The 14,281-nt window shown below is 70.3% G+C and carries 13 protein-coding genes and 1 pseudogene; 3 read left to right on the forward strand and 11 right to left on the reverse strand.

The genetic code is table 11. From position 1 onward, the window contains the following. The first annotated feature begins 628 nt into the window (after positions 1 to 628). The gene (locus AC3WLN_RS21350) at positions 629 to 2,314 is read left to right on the forward strand and encodes a methyl-accepting chemotaxis protein (RefSeq protein ID WP_492484625.1); all 1,686 of its coding nucleotides are present in this window, start codon (positions 629 to 631) and stop codon (positions 2,312 to 2,314) included. 140 nt (positions 2,315 to 2,454) lie between these two features. Here the strand turns inward: AC3WLN_RS21350 and AC3WLN_RS21355 are convergent. The 3 genes and pseudogenes from AC3WLN_RS21355 to AC3WLN_RS21365 all read right to left on the reverse strand — a co-directional run. Further along, positions 2,455 to 3,297, reverse strand: a pseudogene (locus tag AC3WLN_RS21355) (EamA family transporter); the annotation flags it as partial. Beyond that, the gene (locus tag AC3WLN_RS21360; RefSeq protein ID WP_492484627.1) at positions 3,294 to 4,448 is read right to left on the reverse strand and encodes a lysylphosphatidylglycerol synthase domain-containing protein; all 1,155 of its coding nucleotides are present in this window, start codon (positions 4,446 to 4,448) and stop codon (positions 3,294 to 3,296) included. The gene AC3WLN_RS21360 and the pseudogene AC3WLN_RS21355, both read right to left, overlap by 4 nt. Before the next feature lie 69 nt (positions 4,449 to 4,517). Continuing rightward, positions 4,518 to 4,895 (reverse strand): (2Fe-2S) ferredoxin domain-containing protein, encoded by a 378-nt coding sequence (locus AC3WLN_RS21365; protein ID WP_492484629.1) that lies wholly within the window; start codon positions 4,893 to 4,895, stop codon positions 4,518 to 4,520. 243 nt (positions 4,896 to 5,138) lie between these two features. Between AC3WLN_RS21365 and AC3WLN_RS21370 the strand changes: the two genes are divergently transcribed. Then, on the forward strand, positions 5,139 to 6,452 hold the full coding sequence (locus tag AC3WLN_RS21370) for a KpsE/RkpR family capsule polysaccharide export protein (protein ID WP_492484631.1): 1,314 nt from the start codon (positions 5,139 to 5,141) through the stop codon (positions 6,450 to 6,452). A 33-nt stretch (positions 6,453 to 6,485) separates the two neighbouring features. Further along, positions 6,486 to 6,764 (forward strand): hypothetical protein, encoded by a 279-nt coding sequence (locus AC3WLN_RS21375; RefSeq protein WP_492484633.1) that lies wholly within the window; start codon positions 6,486 to 6,488, stop codon positions 6,762 to 6,764. A 12-nt stretch (positions 6,765 to 6,776) separates the two neighbouring features. Here the strand turns inward: AC3WLN_RS21375 and flbD are convergent, their stop codons facing one another. The 8 genes from flbD to AC3WLN_RS21415 form a co-directional block, all read right to left on the reverse strand. Further along, complete coding sequence (flbD, locus tag AC3WLN_RS21380; protein WP_492484635.1) at positions 6,777 to 8,144, reverse strand: sigma-54-dependent transcriptional regulator FlbD; 1,368 nt, start codon at positions 8,142 to 8,144, stop codon at positions 6,777 to 6,779. 65 nt (positions 8,145 to 8,209) lie between these two features. Further along, positions 8,210 to 8,554 (reverse strand): flagellar motor switch protein FliN, encoded by a 345-nt coding sequence (gene fliN / locus AC3WLN_RS21385; RefSeq protein WP_055958008.1) that lies wholly within the window; start codon positions 8,552 to 8,554, stop codon positions 8,210 to 8,212. 40 nt (positions 8,555 to 8,594) lie between these two features. After that, a complete protein-coding gene (locus AC3WLN_RS21390; RefSeq protein ID WP_492484637.1) occupies positions 8,595 to 9,194 on the reverse strand; it encodes a FliH/SctL family protein in 600 nt (199 codons plus the stop codon). Continuing rightward, positions 9,191 to 10,243: a flagellar motor switch protein FliG gene (fliG, locus tag AC3WLN_RS21395; protein ID WP_492484639.1), complete on the reverse strand. Its 1,053-nt coding sequence runs from the start codon at positions 10,241 to 10,243 to the stop codon at positions 9,191 to 9,193. The genes AC3WLN_RS21390 and fliG overlap by 4 nt, the downstream gene beginning before the upstream one ends. A gap of 42 nt (positions 10,244 to 10,285) precedes the next feature. After that, positions 10,286 to 11,896, reverse strand: coding sequence for a flagellar basal-body MS-ring/collar protein FliF (gene fliF / locus AC3WLN_RS21400; RefSeq protein ID WP_492484641.1), 1,611 nt, complete (start codon positions 11,894 to 11,896; stop codon positions 10,286 to 10,288). Positions 11,897 to 12,122: 226 nt separating this feature from the next. Continuing rightward, entirely contained in the window at positions 12,123 to 12,398 is a 276-nt protein-coding gene (gene sciP / locus AC3WLN_RS21405; RefSeq protein ID WP_018044452.1) for a CtrA inhibitor SciP, read from the reverse strand. 101 nt (positions 12,399 to 12,499) lie between these two features. Next, positions 12,500 to 13,174: a flagellar hook assembly protein FlgD gene (locus AC3WLN_RS21410; RefSeq protein ID WP_492484644.1), complete on the reverse strand. Its 675-nt coding sequence runs from the start codon at positions 13,172 to 13,174 to the stop codon at positions 12,500 to 12,502. An 11-nt stretch (positions 13,175 to 13,185) separates the two neighbouring features. After that, a partial coding sequence (locus AC3WLN_RS21415) for a flagellar hook-length control protein FliK (RefSeq protein ID WP_492484646.1) occupies positions 13,186 to 14,281 on the reverse strand: 1,096 nt, incomplete at its 5' end.

The following is a 14,281-nucleotide window of genomic DNA, read 5'->3' on the forward strand; positions in this document are numbered from 1 at the left end:
GCCTACATCGAGGGCTACTACAATCGACAGCGCATCCACTCGGCTCTCGGTTACATCACGCCCGAGCAAGCCGAACGAAATGCAAGCTAACCCCCGTGTCCGTGAAAGCGGGGGAGGATCAGTCGAGTTTTGCTTTATGAAAACGGACAGGCGAGAAACCGCGCGAAAGGACAGCCGTCCTGACGTTCTGGATGTCGGGTATCCGATCGCTTTCCAAACACGCTTGACGAGATGCCCTAGGCGAGGCCGGCCTGCCGCCGACCTCCGGTCGTGAAGCACGAACGACTGCCGGATGCGTCGATGCAGACCACGAGGACTGGTATTTGACTTGTCGCCGCATGCGGTCGCCGGGCGAATACGGACCTGATCGGGCCCGCCGCCTTCGGCGCAGCCGCCACATCGATCGAAACCGATCCGGAATTCTCGGAACGACTGGTCGATCCGGTGCGGCGAAGCAAGTTCTACGTATAAAACCTCGATATCGCGAAACCATCCACTGCCAGATCGTAAATGATGTCAGCGTAATCGCATTAAACTCGGCCATCCAGGTTCATTAACGCTCCATTGCGAAATCGATGACACTATACCGGGATAAATATTTCAATTGAATCATGGCCCGGTAAAAATAATGCATCTTTCTGCATCGCTCCAGGGCAAGCTCATCGCTTGCTTCTCGCTCATGCTGGTTCTGATCTTCGGATTAGCCGCTCTGTCCTATTACCAGATCGAGACCATCAACCGTGCCGCCACCGAGCTGCGCACGGCGCGGCTTCCCGCCACCCAGGCGCTGGGAGCGATCCAGAGCCTGACCCTCCGCATCCGGGTCAACGGCAGCCGCGTCCTCTCGGCCAAGACGCCGCAGCAGAAGACCGACGCCCTGAGTTCGATCCAGCAGCGGCTCGCCGAGCTCAAGGCGCAGCAGACGGCCTATGTCCGGCAGATCCAAACCCCCGCGACCCGGGAGCTCTACGCCACCTTCGAGCGCCAATGGGCGACCTATCTCGGCCAGCACTCCGACAGCATCGCCGCCGCGGAACGCGGCGATCCGACGGCGGCGCAGGAGCAGTACAACACCACGATGTCCGACACGATCCGGACCGTCGTCGCCAGCCTCACCAAGCTCTCGGAGATCGAGGTCGCCGCCGCCGCGACGAGCGGCGCCGAGGCCCAGGGCGCCTACGACGACGCCCGGACCCAGATGCTGGGCTTCGTCGTCCTCGCGGCGATCCTGGCGGTCGGCGCCGTCGTCATGCTGGTCCTGGCGATCAGCCGGCCCCTGGCGCACATGACGGCCGCCATGCGCCGCCTGGCCACCGGCGATACGGCGGCGGAGATTCCGGCGACCGGCCGTCGCGACGAGATCGGCGCCATGGCGGCGGCCGTCCTGATCTTCCGGGAGAACATGGTCCAGGCCCGGGCCCTGGAAGCGGAGACGGCGCAGGCGCGGCGGGATGCCGAGCAGCAGCGGAAAGCGGGCATGCGCCAGATGGCCGACGCCTTCGAGCAGGCGGTGGGGGGCATCGTCGGGATGGTGTCGTCCTCCGCCACCGAGCTGCAGGCGACCGCGCAGACGATGACGGTCACGGCGGGCGAGACCGCCGGCCAGTCGGTCGGCGTGGCCGCCGCCGCCGAGCAAGCGGCCGCCAACGTCCACACCGTGGCGGCCGCGGCCGAGCAGCTCGGGAGCTCGGTGCAGGAGATCGGGCGCCAGGTCTCGGGCTCCTCCGACCTCGCCCGCACGGCGGTCGGCGAGGCGGACCAGACCATGCAGCTGGTCCAGGCCCTGAGCCAAGCCTCGGCCCGCATCGGCGACATGGTCGGGCTGATCTCCAACATCGCCAGCCAGACCAACCTGCTGGCGCTCAACGCCACCATCGAGGCGGCCCGCGCGGGCGAGGCCGGGCGGGGCTTCGCGGTGGTGGCCACCGAGGTCAAGGAGCTGGCCGCCCAGACGGCGCGGGCGACGGAGGAGATCGGCACGCAGATCGGCCAGATCCAGGGCGTCACGGGTCAGGCGGTGACGGCGATCGGCTCGATCACCACGCGCATCCGCGAGATCAACGGGGTGGCCTCCTCGATCGCGGCGGCGGTGGAGGAGCAGGGCGCGGCGACCCAGGAGATCGTGCGCAATGTCGCCCAGGCCTCCACGGGCACCGCCGAGGTCACCCGCAACATCGCGGGCGTGGCCCAGGCCTCCGAGGCCACCGGCGCCGCCGCCGGCCAGGTGCTGACGGCGGCCTCGGAGCTCTCGCGCCAGTCCGAGCATCTCGGCTCCGAGGTCGCTCGCTTCCTCCACACCGTCCGCGCGGCCTGAGGCGGCGCGGGTCCGGCATTTCGGGGCGGGACGCCGCGCGCGGCCCGCCCGTCCGATCCGGCGTGTGCGACGCTCAGGTCGGGGTCATCGGCCGCGGCCCGGCCGCGATGACCGCTGACGGTATTGCCCACCGACGCCACGACGATCAGGACGATGGCCAGCCACTCCGTGGGGCTGAGGCGCTCGCCCAGGATCGCCAGCCCGGCGAGGGAGCCGACGGCGGGCTCCAGGCTGAGCAGCACGCCGAAGCTCTGCTTCGACAATCGCTTCAGGGCGACCATCTCCAGGGTGTAGGGCAGGGCGCTCGACAGGGCCGCCACCGCGAGGCCGAACCCGAGCAGGGTCGGCTCCAGCAACTGCGCGCCGGCCTCCGCGATCCCGAAGGGCATCACCACCAGGGCCGCCACCGACATGCCGACCGCCACGGCCCGCCCGCCGTGGAGATGCCCGACCCGCTGGCCGAAGACGATGTAGAGCGCCCAGCACAGGGCCGCGCCGAGGGCGCAGGCGACGCCGACCGGATCGAGCCACGCGGAGACGCCGCCGAGGGGCAGCAGGAGCGACAGCCCCAGGATCGCGCAGCCGATCCAGGCGAAGTCGATCGCCCGTCGCGAGACCGCCAGCGCGAGGGCCAGCGGCCCGGAGAACTCGATGGCGATGGCGAGGCCGAGCGGGACCGTGCGCAGGGACAGGTAGAACAGCAGGTTCATCGCCCCCAGCACCGCCCCGTAGAGCAGCAGCGCGCGGCGGTCGGCGGCATCCGTGCGCAGGCGCCAGGGCCGCCAGATCGCCACCAGCATCAGCGCCGACAGGCCGACCCGCAGGGTGGTGGTGCCCTCCGCGCCGAGGACCGGGAACAGGTGCTTGGCGAAGGAGGTGCCGACACTGAGGGAGACGATGCTGCCGAGGAGTGCCGCGACCGGCAGCAGCGTCGCCGCCAGGCCACCGGTGACCGCCGACGGCCCGCGTGGTGGAAAGCTCATGGCTGCCGCGTCGGGTCCGCCGGAGGCAGGATCAGGGCGCGGCGCGCCTCCAGGGCCTGCCAGAGCAGCAGGGCCGGCAGGCCGAGGACGACGTCGGGCACGCGCTTGATCAGCGACAGGGCGAGGGCGGTGCCCGCATCGATGCCGAACAGGCTGCCGAGGAGGACGAAGCCGCCCTCCTGGACGCCGAGCCCGCTCGGCACCGGGAACGCCGCCGACTTGATCGCCTGGCTCAGGGCCTCGATCACCACGACCTCGGTGAAGCTCACCGATTCGACGCCGATGCACGCCAGAGCGATCCAGATCTCGAGGGCGCCGAGCCCCCAGGCCGCCAGATGGAGCAGGATCGACGCGGCGAGTTTCCCGCGCCGGCCCAGCGCCCAGACGGCATCAAGGGCGTCGTAGACGCTGCCCCCCGGCGCCGTGGCCTCGGCGGCCTCGCCCCGGAACATCCGGCGCAGGCCGTTGACGGCCCGCCGGGCCGCCCCCCCCCCCCCCCCCCCGGCCGCACGCGCGGCCGGGCTGCGCTGGACCGCCAGGAAGGCCGCCAGCAGCAGGGCGGTGATCGCCAGCGCGCGCAGGACCCAGGTGGCCAGGGCCTGGGCCGCCTCGCCGCCCACCTGCAGCAGCAGCCCGACGCCGGCGAAGGCGAACACGGCCTGCGTGCCGGCCTGGAACAGCATGTCGACGAGGATCGAGGCCGCCGCCAGGGTCCCGGCGGTGCCCCAGAAGGTGAGCAGGCGCCCACCCACCACGTCGCCGCCCACCGAGGCGACGGGCAGCAGCACGTTGATGCCTTCGCGGACGAGACGCAGGAGGACGAAGGCGCCGGTGCCGGCGCGGCCGAGGCCGGGAAGGCCCTGGACGACGCAAGCCCAGGCGAGCCCGCACAGCAGGATCACCATCGCCCGCACCAGCACGATCGCGGCGAGGCCGGCGGCGCCGACCCGGCCGAAGGCATCGGCCACGGCGGCGAGATCGTTGGTGGCGATCAGCCAGATTCCAAGGCCGAGGCCCAGGAGGGTGCCGAGCAGCGGCAGGCGGCGCAGGAGCTGGCGCCCGAGCCGCACCGAGCGGACCCCGCCGGCATCCGGGCGCGCGATCGTCCGCGTCGCGTCGGATCGCGGTTCGTCAGAGATCCGATCGGTCAAGATTCGTCCGCTCCGAACATCGTCCGCCCCCCGCGCCGGGCGTCCGCTCCGGACCCGGGTGCCGACGCGCTACCGGCCCGGCGGCGTGACGGCCTCCGGGAGGCTTAGGCGTCCTTTGGGGCCGAAATCGGGGAACAGCGCATCGACGGATTGGCGCGCCGGCCCGGCCGGGTCAAGCAGGTGGATGCGCTGCTTGGCGAGGCTGTCCGCCGTCACCACCGCCAGGGCCCGCTTCGGACAGGTCCCGAGGCAGCCGACCTCGACGACCCGGACCTTGCGGGCCGTGTCCCGCTGCTTCAACTCACGCTTGATCTGGCGCCGGACCGAGCCCTTCTTCAGGCCCTGGCGCTTGACGCACTTGCCGCAGACGAGCACGAGTTCGGAAAACCCCGCGCGCGCCATGCGAATCCGCCCCGAGCGTGGAGCCGCCCCATCCTTGTCAGCCATTCCTGCCATCCCTGCCGCAAGCCTTGCCCCGTGCGGCGCTCGCGCGACCGCACTCCCGGCGTCTCGGCGCGACGCCTTAAAAAGGGCCGAAAAACGAAGGATTCACCGGCTCAACACGAAGATGGCGAGAGGGCTCCGCAGGCGTGACCATATGCATCGTCGTCGGGCCCGCGCGCACGCTCCACTCATGATGGTGCTTCGTCAGCCTGGCTGGATCGAGCCGCGTCTCGGGAACCTGAAGTCATGAATTCCGACGAGGTCAAGCAGACGGATCGCGTGCGGGGGGTGATCGACATCGCCCTGCGCTCGCTGCCGGACCTGCGACGCAACGCCGAGACCGTCGATCCCGTCTCGCCCGGCCGCGTTCCCGCGCTCCTGCGCCGGGCGCAGGAGCGTCTCGACTGGCGCCAGCTGCCCGGCATCCGGCCGCCCTCGAGCAAGCCCAAGAACCTGGTCGCCGGCCTGCTGCGCCAGTTCGGCTTCTTCGTGCTGCTGCCGACCCTCCTGTCGGCGATCTACTTCTACGCCTTCGCCGCCGATCAGTACGTCGCCGTCTCGCAATTCGCCGTCCGCGGCAACGTCGAGCCGATGGACGAAAGCCCCGGCGGACAGTTCTCCGACCTGATCATGAAGCACAACAGCCAGGACAGCTTCATCATCCGCGATTTCGTCGAGAGCCGGGCGATGGTCGCCAAGATGGAAGACAGCTTCCAGGTCTCGAAGATGTTCTCGCGGCCGGAAGCCGACTTCTGGACGCGCTACAACGTGGACCAGCCCATCGAGGAGCTGGTGAAGTACTGGAACAAGCATGTCGGGACGCGGATCGAGGTGCTCTCGGGCATCATCACGCTCACCGTGCGGGCCTTCACGCCCGAGGACGCCCTGACGATCAACCGCGGGATCGTCGAGCGCAGCGAGGCGCTGATCAACGACATCTCGCGGCGGGCGCAGGCCGACATGGTCAAGCACGCCGAAGCCGAGGCGGCCAAGGCACAGGAACGCCTGCGCAATGCCCATCTGGCCCTCCAGGTCTTCCGCAACCGCTGGGGCATCATCGACCCGGCCAAGGCGGCGGAATCCACGTTGACCACGATCGCCGTCCTGCGGAAGGACCGGCTCAAGGCCGAATCCGACCTCGCGGTGCTGCGCGGATCGAACCTCGACGAGAAGTCCCGCAGCATCCAGAACCTCGCCGCCACCGTGGCGGCCCTCGACCAGCAGATCCGGAAGCTGACCGATCAACTGACCACCGACGGCCTGTCCGGCTCGGATTCCACCAGCAACATGACGCGGGCGCTGTTGGAATACGAAGGCCTGCAGGTCGAGCGCACCATCGCCACGAAGCTCAACGAATCCGCGAACCTGATGGTCGATCGGGCGCGCATCGCGGCGGGCAAGCAGCAGATCTACCTCGCGACCTTCGTCGAACCGGCGCTGCCGGGCGATTCGCTCTTCCCGCAGCGCGGCTACAGCATCATGGTGGTGTTCTTCGGCTGCCTCGTGGTCTGGAGTTCGATCGCCCTGATCCTCGCCGGCATCAACGATCAGCGCCTCTAGCCCGGCCCACCTCGGTTTCCCGCCCCCGCACGCATGTCCGAATTCACCGATCTCATCGCCCGCGCCGTCAATCCCGCCATGTCGCGCCCCGAGCGCGAAGCGGTCTACGCCGTGGTCAAGCAGGCGGTGGAGCGGCTGCAGGTGCGCGACGGCCTCGAGCCGGACGATCCCCGGGCCGCCCTGCAGCAGCACCTCGTGGAGGAGACGATCCGCGACGTGGAGGCGGACATCGCCCGCTTCCACTCGTTGGAGAAGCTGGAACGCGCCCACGCGGCGCAGATGGCCGCCGAGCGCGTCCACGGCGCATCCTGAGCGCGGCTGCGCTCAGCCGTAGGCGGCGACCGCCCGGACGCTGCCGGGCTCGGCCACCGAGAGGCCGGCATCGACGTATTCGTTGAGCTTGTTGCGCAGGGTCCGGATCGAGATGCCGAGGATCCTGGCGGCATGCGTCCGGTTGCCGAGGCAATGGTCCAGGGTGTCGAGGATGAGGTCGCACTCGACCTGCGCCACGGTCTGCCCGACCAGTCCCCGGGTCGCGGCCTCCGCCACTCGGGCGGCCCGCTCCGCCGGCCCGGCCGAGACGGGCGCGATGCTGTCGCCCTCGGGCGTGAGGATCGCGTCGGGGCCGATCTCCGGCCCGGAGGCGAGCAGCACCGCGCGGTGCAGGGTGTTCTCGAGCTCGCGGACGTTGCCGCGCCAGGGGTTGGCGCGCACCAGCCCCTGCGCCTCAAGGCTGAGGGGCCGCACCGGCACGCCGTTCACCTCGGCGTATTTCCGGGCGAAATGCGCCGCCAGTTCGAGGATGTCGGCGGGGCGCTCGCGCAGCGCCGGCAGCCGCAGGTGCACGACGTTCAGCCGGTAATACAGGTCCTCGCGGAAGGTGCCCTTGCGGACCTCCTCCACCAGGTTGCGGTTGGAGGTGGCGAGCACGCGGATGTCGACCTTCACCGGCGCGGTGCCGCCGACCCGGTCGATGACCCGCTCCTGCAGGGCGCGCAGCAGCTTCGACTGCAGCCGCACGTCCATCTCGGAGATCTCGTCGAGGAGCAGGGTGCCGCCATGCGCTTCCTCGAACCGGCCGATGCGCCGCGCCACGGCGCCGGTGAAGGCGCCCTTCTCGTGGCCGAACAGCTCGGATTCGAGGAGCGCCTCGGGGATCGCCGCGCAGTTGACGGAGACGAAGGGCCGGTTGGCCCGGTTCGACTTGCCGTGGAGGTGGCGGGCCAGGACCTCCTTGCCGGTGCCGCTCTCGCCGGTGATGAGCACCGAGGCCTCCGAGCGCGCCACCTGCTCGGCGAGCTTGACCACCTTCTCCATGGAGGCGTCGCGCCAGACGAAGGCGCGCCCGTCCTCCGACACCGCCTGCAGCACCGCGGCGATGAGCTCCGGGTCCGGCGGCAGGGGGATGTATTCCCGCGCGCCCGCCTGGATCGCCGCGACCGCGGCCTTGGCGTCGGTGGCGACCCCGCAGGCGATGACGGGGGTGCGGATGCGCTCCTCGCTCAGGGCCGTGACGAGGTCGCGGATCGCCAGGGCGACATCGATCATGATGAGGTCGGCGCCCTTGGCGCGCAGAACCGCCAGCCCCTGCGCCAGGCTCTCGGCGTTGGTGACGGCCGCGCCCCGGCTCATGGCGATCTTGGAGGCGGTGATCAGCTCGCCGTTGAGCCGTCCGATGATGAGAAGCCGCATGGCCCAGGGTCTCCGTCAGGTTTGGCTTCGCGCGGTCGCGCGGCGGCCGGAAGCGCTTCGGGGTGTCAGTGGTCGCTCTTGATGATCTCGGTCATCGTGACGCCGAGGCGGTCCTCGACGAGCACCACCTCGCCGCGCGCCACGAGGCGGTTGTTCACGAAGATGTCGATGGCCTCGCCGACCTTGCGGTCGAGTTCGAGCACGGCCCCGGGCTGGAGCCGGAGCAGGTCGCCGATCGGCATGCGCGAGGAGCCGAGCACCGCCGAGACCACCACCGGCACGTCGAAGACCTGTTCCAGATCGGCGGCGCTCTTCGGCGTGGTGGGCGTCTCGCGGATCGACTCGGTGCCGAGGCCGTCGAAGGAGGCGTCGCCGCCGTTGAGCTGAGGCAGGCTGAAATCGTCGGACATGCGGGTTCTTCTGGACTGGAGAGCGGGTCAGACGGACGGATCAGGTTGGAACGCCGATGGCGGAGAGGACGGCGGCCTCTATCTGGGCGCGGTCCCGGACCACGCCGCCATCGGCCCATTCCATGCGGGCGTCGCCGGGGGCGAGGTCGGGCTCGCCGAGAACCACGAGGCGCCCCTCGAAGCCGCGCTCCCGGGCGAGGCGCTTCACCAGAGCCTCCGATTCGTCGACGAGGCTCTCGTGCACCCGGACGACGAGGTGCGGCACGCCGCGCAGGTGCTGGAGCGCGGCGCGGGCGGCGTCGCCGATGGCCGCCAGCGGCTGCGCGTCCAGGGCCTCGCCCGCGATCTTGCGCGCGAGCAGGATGGCGAAGTCGAGCGCCTCGTCCTCGCGCGCCTGGTCCCGGGCGTCGGACTGCCCGATCAGGCCCGCCGCGGAGAGGCCGAGCCGGGTCAGCGCGTCCGCGAGGCGCGCCTGGATCTGCTGCTCGGCCATGGCCTGGCCCTCGCGTAGGCCGCGGGCGTAGCCCTCGGCCTCGGCGCGGGCGACGGTCTCGGCGAGCGCGGCCGCCTCCCGGACGGTGACGGGGTTGTCGGGCCGGGGCCGGAAATCGTTGTCGAAGAGGAAGCGGCGGGCGTTCAATAGACCAGCTCCTCCTCGCCGCTCGACTTGGCGATCATGATCTCGCCCTTCTCGGCGAGGTCCTTGGCCAGCTCGGTCATCTTGGCCTGCGCCTCGTCGACGTCCTTGAGGCGGATCGGGCCCAGGGAGCCCATCTCGTCGGTGATGTTCTTGGCCGCGCGGGTCGACATGTTCTTCAGGAAGAAGTTGCGCACCCGGTCGTCGGCGCCCTTCAGGGCCCGGCACAGCGTCTCGTTGTCGACCTTGCGCAGGAGGGTCTGGACGCTGCCGGCATCGAGCTTGAGCAGATCCTCGAAGGTGAACATCAGCTGGCGGATCTTCTTGGCCGAGCCGCGATTGGCCTGGTCGAGGGCCGTGAGGAACCGGCCTTCGGTCTGCCGGTCGAAGGCGTTGAAGACGTCGGCCATCAGCTCGTGCGCGTCGCGCCGGGTGGTCTGGGCGATGGTCGAGACGAACTCGACGCGCAGGGTCTCCTCGATGTGGCGCAGTGCCTCCTTCTGCACCGTCTCCATCCGGAGCATCCGGTTCAGCACGTCGATGGCGAATTCCTCGGGCAGGATCGTTAGCACGCGGGCGGCATAGTCCGAGCGCACCTTGGAGAGCACCACCGCGACGGTCTGCGGGTACTCGTTGCGCAGGAAGGAGGCCAGGATCTCGGGGTCGATCTGGGTCAGGCTCGCCCAGACCCGCTTGCCGGAGGCGCCCTTGATCTCCGCCATGATCGAGGAGACCTGCTCGGACGGGAAGATCTTGAGGAGGAGGGATTCGGTCCGCTCGAAGTTCGAGGTGATGCCGCCACCGGACGACAGGCGGGAGACGAAATCGACGATCAGCTTCTCCACCGTCTCGGCTTCCAGGGAGCCGAGCTGCACCATGGCGTGCGAGACGAGCTTGACCTCGTCCTCGTCGAGCATCTGCCAGATCGGCGCGCCCTCGCTCTCGCCGAGCAGCAGCAGGAGCGCGGCGGCGCGCTGGGCCCCCGTCATGCTGCCGAACGCGCCGCTGCTTCCCTTGGCGAGTTCCGCCTGGAGGTTCAGTCCGGACGACATGGTCTCAACGCCTCACGGTGGGTACGGGGAACGGGGCACGCATCAGTTTTCGTGAATCCAGTTGCGGAGCACTTCCACGGTCTCGCTCGGACTGGCCCGGACCATGTCGACCACGCGCTGCACGGTCTCGGCCTGGATCTTGCCGTTGAGCTGGGCGAAATCGACGAGTCGCGCGGTCGGGTTCTCGGGCACCGCCATCAGCGCGTCGCCGCCCTCGGCCAGGGCGCCGCCGCCGCCCGAGACCAGGGCGATCTGGATCGGCTCCGAGGCCAGGACCTTCTTCAGGAGGGGGCGCACCACCGCCATCAGGACGATCAGGGTCAGCATCGTCAGCACGGCGAGCTCGACGATGCGCATGATCTCCTCCTTGGAGGGGGAGAGCAGCGACTGGACCAGGGACGGTTCGGCGAACTCGGCCGGGACCGGCGTCTCGGCGAAGCGCAGGTTCACCACCTCGACCTGGTCGCCACGCGCCTTGTCGAAGCCGATGGCCGAGCGCACCAGGGCTGCGATGCGGTCGACCTCGGCCGCCGGGCGCGGCTGGTAGACGGGCTTGCCGTCCGGGCCGGGGACGTAGGCGCCGTCGACGACGACCGCCACCGAGAGGCGCTTGACCCGGCCGCCCTCGGCGATCTCCGTCTTGGTCACCCGGGAGATCTCGTAGTTGGTGGTCTCCTCGTTCTTGTTCGTGGAGTCCTTCTGGGTGGGCGTCTGGCCGGGCTGATTGGCGCCCGGAAGCTCGTTGCCGACGCTGACCGCGCCCTCGGCGCCGCCCGTGAGCGAGTTCTCGCTGCGGGTCTGGGTCGAGCGCACCACCCGGCTCTCGGGGTCGAAGCTTTCGGACTTGCTCTCGATCCGGTTGAGGTCGAGCTCGGCGCTGACCTGGATGCGGGCGCGCCCGGCCCCGACGATGCCGGCGACGATCTCCTCGATCTGCGAACGCAGGCGGCGCTCGATGCCGACCTGCTTCTCCTCCATGCCGGCGCCGGTCTCGGCCTCGGCGCCGCGGGCCCCGTCGGCCAGCAGGCGGCCGCGCTCGTCCACGATGGAGACCCGCTCCGGCTTCAGTCCTTCGACGGCGGAGGCCGCCAGGTGGCGGATGGCGCGGACCTGGGACGGATCGAGATCCCCCATCAGCTTGAGGACGATGGCGGCGCTCGGGGTCTCGCGGTCGCGCTCGAACAGGCGCCGCTCGGGAATCACGAGGTGGACGCGCGCCGCCTGGACCCGGCCGATGGCGCGGATCGAGCGCGACAGCTCGCCCTCGAGGGCGCGCAGGTGGTTCACGTTCTGGACGAAGTTGGTCGACGAGAAGGCGTCGCCCTTGTCGAAGATCTCATAGCCGACGCCGGCGGCGCTCGGCAGGCCCTTGCCGGCGAGGTCCATGCGCAGGCGCGGCAGGTCGGCGCGCGGCGCGAGGATGGTCTGGCCCGCGTCGCCCTTGGTCTCGTATTTGATGCCGCGCGCGTCGAGGTCACGGATCACGGCCGAGGAATCGGACATCGACAGGTCGGCGAAGAGGACGCCCATGTCGGGCTTCGAGACGCGCAGGATCACGAAGGCGAAGAAGCCGATCAGCGTCAACGTGACGGCGGCCATGGCGGCGAGACGCGCCGGGCCCAACTTTGTCACGAGGTCGAGGACCGATTTCACGACGCGACGCACCCACCCCGGACGGGGCACCGGACTGCCGGCACCCGCTCGGCAAAATTTGCCTGGGACGTGGTTAGCGTGGAGTTAACGAACGTGAACGAAACCGGGCTGGCCGGGCGGGAAGGCCCTCGGGAAACGCGAAAGCCGCGCCCGGATGAGGGGACGCGGCTTCCGGGTTCGAGGGGAAGGGGACGGGGTCCGACGGGAACCCCGGCCACCGCGCGGCTCAGTGGCGGTAGTGCTGGATGCGCGTGGTGCGCAGGCCGGCCAGACCGTGCTGATCGATGGAGAACTGCCAGCTCAGGAATTCCTCGGTGGTGAGGGTGTAGCGCTGGCAGGCCTCTTCGAGGCTGAGCAACCCGCCCCTGACGGCGGCGACCACCTCGGCCTTGCGCCGGATGACCCAGCGACGGGTGGTGGTCGGAGGAAGGTCCGCGATGGTTAACGGACTTCCATCAGGCCCGATGACGTACTTCACTCTCGGGCGGCTTGGTTCGGTCATGATACGCTCTACAACTCGACTGACCTGTCGAGATTGGAAGCTACTTGGGCCCACTTAAGATATCTTGAAGCGGATCGATCGCATTGGATTCGCCCTGTTCGTCATGTGGACAACCCGGCGCCGATGTCCTGTACGGTCGAGACCGGAACGCGCGATTTGCCCACCAGGAGCACCGGCTCGGAGCCGCTGAGATCGACGCTGTCGACGGTCCCCTTGACCTTGGTGTCGACGGTCACCTTGGTGCCGGTCGCGTCCACCGCATCGACCTTGATCGAGTAGGTGCCGTTGGGCGAGCTGAAGCCGCTGGACGAGCGCCCGTCCCAGGTGAAGGTCTGGGAATCGGCGGTGAGCGCCTTGGTCTGGGTCGCCACCACGTTGCCCTTGGCGTCGGTGATGGTCATCGTGGCCTGCTTGGCCGCCCGCGCCGGGGTCAGGGTCCAGCTCGCCGCGCCGTCCTTGAGGGCGGTGGACTTGCCGTCCGCCGTGATCGTCTGACCGATGAAGCCGGTGGCCGAGGCGGCGCTCGACGACTTGGCGTTGCTCAGGATCGAGTCGAGGCGGTCGTTCGACTTCAGCTGCTGCTCGACGCCGGCATATTGGACCAGTTGCTGCGTGAACTGGTTGGTGTCCATCGGGTCGAGGGGATTCTGGTTCTTGAGCTGCGTCGTCAGCAGGGTCAGGAACTGCGTGAAGTTCCCGGCCAGCTCCTGCTGCGAGGTCTTGGTCGTGCCGCTCGACAGGGTCGAACTCGCGGCGCTCGTGATGCCTGAAGCCATGTTCGGGTTCCTCAGATGCGGATGTCGATGCCGGTAAGGGCGCCGTAGCGGCGCATCGGCACGGCGGCGATGGCGTTCGGGTCGGGGCCGTCGGCACGCGCGCTCCGGCCCGTCTCGGAGCGTTGCCCGTCGCCGCCGGAGCCGTTGGAGCCGTTGGAGCGGCCGTCGGACCGGCCGTCTCCGCGCAGGGACAGGTCGATGCTGCCCTCGCCGGGATTCAGGCCGGCCTGGGCCAGGGCCTGCTGCAGGTTGCCGGCATCGCGCTGGAGGAGCGCCAGGGTCTCCGGCCGGTCGACCACGAGCCGGGCCTGGACGGCGCCGGTCTCCTTGTCGATGTCGAGGTTGACGTCGATGCGCCCGAGATCCTTCGGATCGAGGCGGATCTCGAACTGGTTGCTGCCCGAGAGGGAGCGCAGGCCGATGGTCATCGGCACCGCCCCGAGGGGCACCGGCGGCTGGGCCGGGGCCGCCGGCAGGCTCGGCGCGACCGCCTCCGTGGCCCGGACGTGGCTCGGTGCCGGGGCCGCGGTGGCGGCGGGCGCCAGATCGGTGCGGGCGGCGCCCTCCAGGGCCGGGGCGAGGCTGGCGGCGAAGTCGCCCTGCGGCTTGCCGCTGCCCGGCTCGCCGCCCTCGGCGCCCTCGCCACGGCCGGCCGGCGCGTGGACCTTCAGTCCCTGGGGGACCGGGGCCGCCGCGCCCTCCGCATCGGGGCCCGCGGCCACGACCGGGGCGGCGGGGCCGGCCGGATTCTCCGCCGGGACCGCCTCGCCCGACCCGTTCGAGGCGGCCGTCTGCGCGGCCAGCGCCGTCGCGGTCGGCGACGGGACGATGGGCAGGGGAACGATCGGGGCCGCGGCGCCGGCCTGCGCGGCCGGTTCCTGGTCCTCGGCGGTCTCGGCCTTCGCGGTCTCGCCGGTCGGGGTCTCGGCGGCCGGGGTCTTCGGGGCCGATGCGTCGTCCCGGGCGGGCGCGGCCGTGTCCCGGCTCGCCGGCGCCCCGGGCGGGACCTTGGTGTCGGCTCGCGCCGTTTGGGCTGCGTTCCCGGCCGCCGGGCGCGACGCGTCCGGGTCGCTCGCGGTCTGCGCGGCGGGGATGCGGGGGCGGGGC

The sequence above is a fragment of the Methylobacterium sp. FW306-05-D genome, assembly GCF_058782155.1.